This is a genomic window from Saccharopolyspora antiqui (assembly GCF_052246905.1).
In the GTDB taxonomy this organism is placed as follows: domain Bacteria; phylum Actinomycetota; class Actinomycetes; order Mycobacteriales; family Pseudonocardiaceae; genus Saccharopolyspora.
The window spans coordinates 179,868-186,812 of sequence record NZ_JBQQBO010000017.1; the positions used below are offsets into that span (position 1 = coordinate 179,868).

General features: G+C 69.0%; 7 protein-coding genes. 6 read left to right on the forward strand and 1 reads right to left on the reverse strand.

Annotated elements, in window-relative coordinates:
* Positions 1 to 3: 3 nt before the first annotated feature.
* The gene (gene dapE / locus ACTWQN_RS25515; protein WP_443206083.1) at positions 4 to 1,080 is read right to left on the reverse strand and encodes a succinyl-diaminopimelate desuccinylase; all 1,077 of its coding nucleotides are present in this window, start codon (positions 1,078 to 1,080) and stop codon (positions 4 to 6) included.
* A gap of 214 nt (positions 1,081 to 1,294) precedes the next feature.
* Here dapE and ACTWQN_RS25520 point away from each other — a divergent pair, with 214 nt between their 5' ends.
* The 6 genes from ACTWQN_RS25520 to ACTWQN_RS25545 all read left to right on the forward strand — a co-directional run bounded on the left by ACTWQN_RS25520 (position 1,295) and on the right by ACTWQN_RS25545 (position 6,752).
* Positions 1,295 to 1,522 carry a hypothetical protein gene (locus tag ACTWQN_RS25520; protein WP_443206084.1) on the forward strand — a complete coding sequence of 76 codons (228 nt, stop codon included), beginning with the start codon at positions 1,295 to 1,297 and terminating at the stop codon, positions 1,520 to 1,522.
* A gap of 8 nt (positions 1,523 to 1,530) precedes the next feature.
* Entirely contained in the window at positions 1,531 to 3,306 is a 1,776-nt protein-coding gene (locus ACTWQN_RS25525) for an alpha/beta hydrolase (protein WP_443206085.1), read from the forward strand.
* Complete coding sequence (locus ACTWQN_RS25530) at positions 3,303 to 3,836, forward strand: LppA family lipoprotein (protein ID WP_443206086.1); 534 nt, start codon at positions 3,303 to 3,305, stop codon at positions 3,834 to 3,836. The genes ACTWQN_RS25525 and ACTWQN_RS25530 overlap by 4 nt, the downstream gene beginning before the upstream one ends.
* A gap of 55 nt (positions 3,837 to 3,891) precedes the next feature.
* Complete coding sequence (locus tag ACTWQN_RS25535) at positions 3,892 to 5,547, forward strand: alpha/beta hydrolase (RefSeq protein WP_443206087.1); 1,656 nt, start codon at positions 3,892 to 3,894, stop codon at positions 5,545 to 5,547.
* Entirely contained in the window at positions 5,547 to 6,008 is a 462-nt protein-coding gene (locus ACTWQN_RS25540) for an LppA family lipoprotein (protein WP_443206088.1), read from the forward strand. The genes ACTWQN_RS25535 and ACTWQN_RS25540 overlap by 1 nt, the downstream gene beginning before the upstream one ends.
* Positions 6,009 to 6,224: 216 nt before the next feature.
* Positions 6,225 to 6,752 (forward strand): ATP-binding protein, encoded by a 528-nt coding sequence (locus ACTWQN_RS25545; RefSeq protein ID WP_443206089.1) that lies wholly within the window; start codon positions 6,225 to 6,227, stop codon positions 6,750 to 6,752.
* Positions 6,753 to 6,945: the final 193 nt, after the last annotated feature.

Consider the following 6,945-nt stretch of genomic DNA (forward strand, 5'->3'; position numbering starts at 1 on the left):
AGCTCAGGTGAGGAAGCGGCGCAGGACCGTCGCGCAATGGTGGATCTCGGTGGTGGCGACGTGCTCCTGCTTGGTGTGGGCGAGCGTCGGTGAGCCGGGGCCGAAGTTCACCGCGGGCAGGCCGCGGGCCGCGAAGCGGGCCACGTCCGTCCAACCGAGCTTCGCGACCGGCGCCGCGCCGGAGGCCTCGACCAGTTCGGCCGCCGCCGGGGCGCCCAAACCGGGCAGCGCCGCCGCGGCGCCGTCGGCCACGGTGACCTCGAAGCCGTCGAAGACCTCCCGGAGGTGCGCTTCGGCCTCCGCCAGCGACCGGTCCGGGGCGAACCGGTGGTTGACCGCCACCACGCACGAGTCCGGCACCACGTTCCCCGCCACACCGCCGCTGATCCGCACCGCCTGCAACCCCTCCCGGAACTGCAGGCCATCGATCACCGGTTCGCGCGGCTGGTAGTCGACCAACCGCTGCAACACCGGCTGCGCGCCGTGGATCGCGTTGACGCCCATCCAGCCTCGCGCCGTGTGCGCCCGGACGCCGGTGGTGCGCACCTCCACCCGCATGGTGCCCTGGCAGCCCGCCTCGATGACCGCGTTCGACGGCTCGCACACCACGGCCAGGTCCCCGGCCAACCAGTCGGGCAGATCGCGCTCGATGCGGCCCAGGCCGTTGCGCTCGGCTTCGACCTCCTCGCAGTCGTAGAACACGAAAGTCAGGTCGTGGCGCGGTTCGGTGAGCGTCGCGGCGAGGTGCAGCATCACCGCGTCGCCGCCCTTCATGTCGACCGTGCCGCAGCCGTGCAGGACCTCCTCGGCGCCCGATCCGGTGCGGCGCAGCGGCAGGTTGTCGTTGATCGGCACGGTGTCCAGGTGCCCGGCCAGCACCACCCGCGAGCCGCGCCCGAAGTTCGTCCGCGCCAGCACGGCTTCGCCGGACCGCACCACTTCGAGGTGCGGTGCCTGAGCGCGCAAGGCGTGCTCCACGGCATCGGCGATGGCCTTCTCCTCGCCGGAAACGCTGGGGATGTCGACCAGCGCGGCGGTGAGTTCGACCGGGTCCGCAGTGAGATCCAACGACGCAGTCACGACCGGGAGGCTACCCGGGCCGCCGAGCCCGGGCCGCACGCCCGGTTCGGCCTGCGAAATCAGCGGGAACCAGTTTCTCCCAACGACCGTCCAACGCAAGATCATCGCGCTAGGCTTCGGCCGCTGGAGGTGGGGCATGGGGTACACGGCAAATCCGGATTCGCTCAGAAAAGCGGGAACGAGTGCGAAATCGGCCGGCGAGCAGGCTGCGCAGGTGAAGCTGGGGCCACCTGCCACCGACATCGCCGAGGCGATGCCGGGCGGCAAGTCCGCGGACGCGGCGAAGCAGGTCGCGCAGAGCTGGGAGAAGTCGGTCAAGGCGTGGAGCCAGGCCGCCGCCGAGCACGGCAATTCGCTGAACGCGACCGCCGACGAGTACCAGCGTTCCGATGAGTCCAACGCGGCGGACATCGGCCGCATCGGCGCGCAGGCGGGGAGGTAGGCGGTCAAATGGTGTCGTTCGCCGAGGTGCGCCGCTGGAAGCCCGAGGAACTCGATTCCGTCCACGCCGAACTGGGCAAGCGCCGCGACAACCTGATCGACCTCCAGGACGAGCTGGACCACGCCAAGAACCCGGAAGGTTGGTCCGGCGCGGCGGCCGACGCCGCGGCCAAGCGCCACGGCGAGCTGGTCGAGAACATGCGCGCGCTGATCGCCGAAGTCGCCACCGTGCGGGTCGCCGTCGGCACCGCCGCCGACGACGTCGCCAAGATCAAGCAGCAGATCACGCAGGCCGACCACGATGCGCGGGCAGGCGGCTTCGAGATCACCGAAGAAGGCGGCGTCAAGGACGTCAAACCACCGCAGGACGTGCCGCAGGACCAGCTGGAGCAGGTGAAGCAGCAGCGGATCCAGGTCCGCGACAAGCTGGTCGCGACGATCGAGCAGATCCTCGACGAAGCCGAGCGCACCGACGCGGAGCTGGCCAAGGCCCTGGTCGCGGCGGAGAAGAACCAGATCGAGCCCGGCAAGGGCGGTTCGCTGGCCGACGCCGCGAACACCGAGAGCATCCAGGCGCTGGTCGATTCCGCGGGCAAGCCGAAGGACGACTCGCCGAAAGCCGCCGCCGAGTGGTGGAACTCGCTGTCGGACGAGCAGCGCGCGGCGTTGCAGGAGAATCCGCCCGCCTGGCTGGGCAATCGCGACGGCATCCCCGCCGAGGTCCGCGACGAGGCCAACCGCGGCCGCATCGACGAGGAGCGCAAAGCGCTGCAGGAGCAGCAGGCCGACCTGGAGAAGGGCGGCGTGGGCGAGGACGAGCAGGAGCGGCTCCAGCAGGTCAACGACAAGCTCAAGTCCCTCGATGCGGTCGAGGAGACCATTTCGCGCGACAAGCCCCCGCGCCAGCTGCTGGTGCTCGACAGCAGCGGCGAACGGATGAAGGCCGCGGTCGCGGTGGGCAACGTGGACACCGCCGACCACGTCTCGGTGTTCACCCCCGGCTACACGACCACGGTCCAGGACAGCCTCAAGGGCTACGACGACAAGATGCAGGAGCTCGTCGGGCAGTCGCAGGACGAACTGGCCCGGCACGGCAAGGACGGCGAGGTCGCCGCGGTGGCCTGGCTCGGCTACGAAGCCCCGCAGGAGTCCGAGAACCTCGACGTGTTCGGGGATTCGGTGGCCAGCTCCAGCTCCGCCCAGGAGGGCGGGGAGAAGCTCAACGACTTCTACAAGGGCATCAACGAATCCCGGGGCACCGATCCGCACCTGACCGCTATCGGCCACTCCTACGGTTCGACGACGACCGGCTACGCCCTGCAGGGCGGCGGCCACGGCGTCGACGACGCGATCATCTTCGGCTCACCCGGCGTTGGGACCAACGACATCGAAGACCTGCACGTCCCGGAGGGGCACGCCTACCGGTTGGAGGCCAAGAACGACCCGGTCGCCGACTTCGCCCGCTTCGGCGGCGATCCGTCCCACATGGACGGTTTCCAGGATCTGTCCACCGAGGACTCCGGCGAGGGCAAGGGGGTCACCGGTCACAGCGACTACCTGAATCCCGACACCACCAGCCAGCACAACATGGCCTCCATCGTCGCGGGCATGCCGGAGAACACCGTCGAGGGCAAGACCAACGGCGTCGGCGATGCGATCTCCTACCTGCCGCACCAGGCCCAGGAAGCCGGATCCGCGATCTACGACGCCGGCGCGGCGGCGGTGTCCGACGTCAAGGACTTCGGCGAGGGGGCCGCGTCCAAGGTCAAAGACCTGTTCTCATGAGGAAACTCGGCCTGCTAATCCTCTGCGCGCTGCTCGTCGGCGGCTGCGCGAGCGAACCAGAACCGTCCGACGGGGGAAGCATGGAAGACCAGCGCAGCGTCCTGCAGCAGCGACCGTCCATGGAGGAGGTCACCGCCAAGTACGAGGAGATGCAGCAGAAACTGCGCGACCGGTTGTCCGCGGAGCTGGGCCTCGCGACGGCGTGGGTCAACGACGGCGATGCGGGCGAGGCGGGCTGCGCGGAGTTCCCGGATGTCGCCGGTGCCGAGAAGCACAGCCTGGATCGCTGGCTCTACCAGGGCAACATCTCCGACAGCCAGTGGCCGCAGGCGGAGCGGATCGCCGACGAGGTCAGCTCCGAATACGGCTTCACCGAGCGGGAAGTGGTCGTGGACCGGCCTGCCGACCACAAGGTGGAAATCCGCGACGACTTCGGCGCGGCGCTGCAGTTCGGCACCGCGGTGAACACCATTCTTAGTCTGCGCACCGGCTGCCACCTGCTCCAGTCCGCCAAGGGCGGATCGGCGTAGCGGTCCTGCGCGACGCAGGACGCTTCGTAGCACGACGTGGAGGTAAGGCCGACTCATGGTGTCGTTCGCCGACGTGCGCCGCTGGCTGCCCGACACCTTGGAGGAGGTCTTCCGCACGCTCGGCAAGCGCCGGGACGAGTTGACCGGGCTGGGCGAGGAGTTGGACGGCGCCCGGCAGCCCGACGGCTGGAACGGCACGGCCGCCGAGCACGCCGCGCACCGCAACGGCGAGTTGATCAAGCGCATGCGGGTGCTGATCGCCGAGGTCAGCGGCGTGCGCGAGGCGGTGGGCCGGGCTGCCGAAGAAGTCGAGCGCATCAAGCTGCGGCTCGACGCCACGGAGCACAAGGCGCGCGCCAACGGTTTCGAGATCACCCCGGAAGGCGGCGTCCGGGACGCCAAGCCGCCGCAGGACGTGCCCGCCGCCGAGGTCGAGCAGGTGAAGCAGCAGCGGTTGCGGGTCCGCGACGAACTGGTCGCCGAAATCGAGTCGATCCTCGACGACGCCGAACGCACCGACGGCGACCTGGCCAAGGTCCTCACCGCGGCCGAGCTGGACGAGATCGACCCGGGTGCGGGCGACGGCCTGGTCAGCGCCGCCGCGCGGACCACGGCTGCCGCCGCCAAGGCGCCCAAGGACGGCGGTCCGACCGAGAACGCCGCGTGGTGGAAGTCGCTGTCGGACGCCGAGCGCGCGGCGTACACCAACAACCCGCCCGCCTGGCTCGGCAGCCGCGACGGCATCCCGGCCGAGGTGCGGGACAAGGCGAACCGCGCGCGCATCGCCGACGAGAAGTCCGCGCTGCGGGCTGAAAAAACCGAGTTGCAGCGCGGCGGCGTCACCGGCGCCGAACGGGAACAACTGGAGCGGGTCGACGGCAAGCTCAAGTCCATCGGCGCCGTCGAGAAGATCCTGGAGCGCGGCGACCGCCAACTGCTGCTGCTCGACACCGACGGGGAACGCGCCAAGGCCGCGATCGCGGTGGGCAATGTGGACACCGCCGCCCACGTCTCGGTGTACACGCCGGGCTTCAACACCACCGTCGACGGCTCGCTGAACGCGGACAAGCAGATGGACCAGCTGCGCCGCCAGGCCCAGTTCGAAAGCGACCGGCACGGCGACGGGGGAAAGGTCGCCACGGTCACCTGGGTGGGCACCGAGTTCCCGCAGTGGAGCGAGGTCTCCGACCCGGACCGGTCGGTGGCCAGTTCGAAGGCCGCCGAAGAAGGCGGCAAGAAGCTCGCCGAATTCTGCGTGGGCATCAACGCCTCCCGGGACAGCACCGCGCACCTGACCGCGATCGGCCACTCCTACGGGTCGACGATCACCGGCTACGCGATGCAGCAGCAGGGTCACGGCGTCGACGACGCGGTGTTCTCCGGCTCGCCGGGAGTGGGCACCAACAACATCAAAGACCTCAACGTGCCAGAAGGTCACGCGTACCGGATCGAAGCGAAGAACGACTGGGTGGCCGACCTGGGCCGCTTCGGCGGCGACCCCAGCCATCTCGACGGGATGACCGGGCTGTCCGCCAGGGACGCGACCGTCGGCGACCACAAGTTCAACGGTGTCGAGGGCCACGGCGGCTACTTCACGCCGGAGAGCACCAGCCAGTACAACATGAGCGTCGTGGTGGCCGGATTGCCGGACCGGGCGATCAAGGACGACGGCCGCGGTTTCGGGGACCGGATCTCCGGCATCATCTCCTGATGGCACGTCTGTCCGCCCGAGAAGACGGGGGAATCGTGGAAGACCCGCGCAGCCTGCTCCAACAGCGCCCCAGCATCGAGGAGATCAGCGAACGCTACGACCAGATGCAACAACGGCTGCTGGACCGCCTCAACACCGAGGTCGGACCGCTGACCTGGGCGGTGTCCGACCCGGTCAGCCGGGCGAGCTGCACCGAGTTCCCGGAGATCTTCGACGCGGAGAGCTGGGTGCTGGAATCGTGGCGGGCGCCGGGCAACCTGGCGGACGAGCGGTGGCCGCGCGCGGTGGCGATCGTCGCGGAGATCACCGGTGAGTACGGCTTCGGCGAGCCCGAGATCATCGTGAACCGCAGCGGCGACCACGAGATCACCGGCAACGACCAGTACGGCGCGGTCTACCAGTTCGGCACCGCGGCCAACACGGTGCTGATGGTCACCACCGGCTGCCGCCTGCGGCCGTGAGCACCTGTTCCTCGAACTCGTTCTCCGCGGCGGTGCCGGTCGCCCAGGTGAGCTGAGCGGCTGATGCCGCTTCGGATGAACAAACCGAAGAGAGGTTCTGAGCGCAGCGAGCACCCACTGACCGCTCTCATCCAATCGAGGCGTTTACTCAGCGAAGTCAGTCGTTCCAGGTTTCGTCTCAGCGAAGCGTGCGGGTGCTAGCGCTGGAGGTGCTGGGTGGCTGTACCGGCTGGTGTTGATCCTGCGGGACCGTACATCGAGCTGTCGTACGTCAACGCTCTGCATGAACGTCGCAGGCGCCCGCTGCTGGACTGTGTGTGCGAATGGGTCAAAAAGGGCGAGCCGCTGTGCTTGATCGGTGACTCCGGCACCGGCAAGTCCCACCTGCTCATCGCGCTGGGAACCGAAGCGGCCATGGCGGGCTTCCGCGTCCGCTACACGCTGGCCGCCAAGCTGGTCAACGAACTCGTCGAAGCCGCCGACGAGAAGGTCCTGACCAAGACCATCGCCCGCTACGGGCGCGTCGACCTGCTCCTCCAGGTCCGCACCGAACGGGAGGAGAAGAACTCCGTGGCCATCGCCTCCAACGACAGCTTCGGCGGCTGGACGAAGACCTTCACCGATCCCCGGCTCTGCTCCGCGATTGTCGATCGGCTCACCTTCGGCGGCACCATCATCGAAACCGGCACCGCCTCCTACCGCCTCGCCCAAACCCGCAGCCGCGCAGAACGACAGGGCACCTGACCAAATATCCGTTCCGCCGGAAGCTTTCGGGGGGTGGCGTTTGGCTGAACTGCGTTCGGTGTGGATCAGGTGAGGTCGGCCCGGGGCGCCCTGCCGGCGTTTCCATCGGTGGGTTTCCCCGAGCCGCCTCCCGCACCCGCCGTGCGCGTCTCCACGCAACGGGCGCTCCACAAGTCCCGGTGGGTTTCCCGGT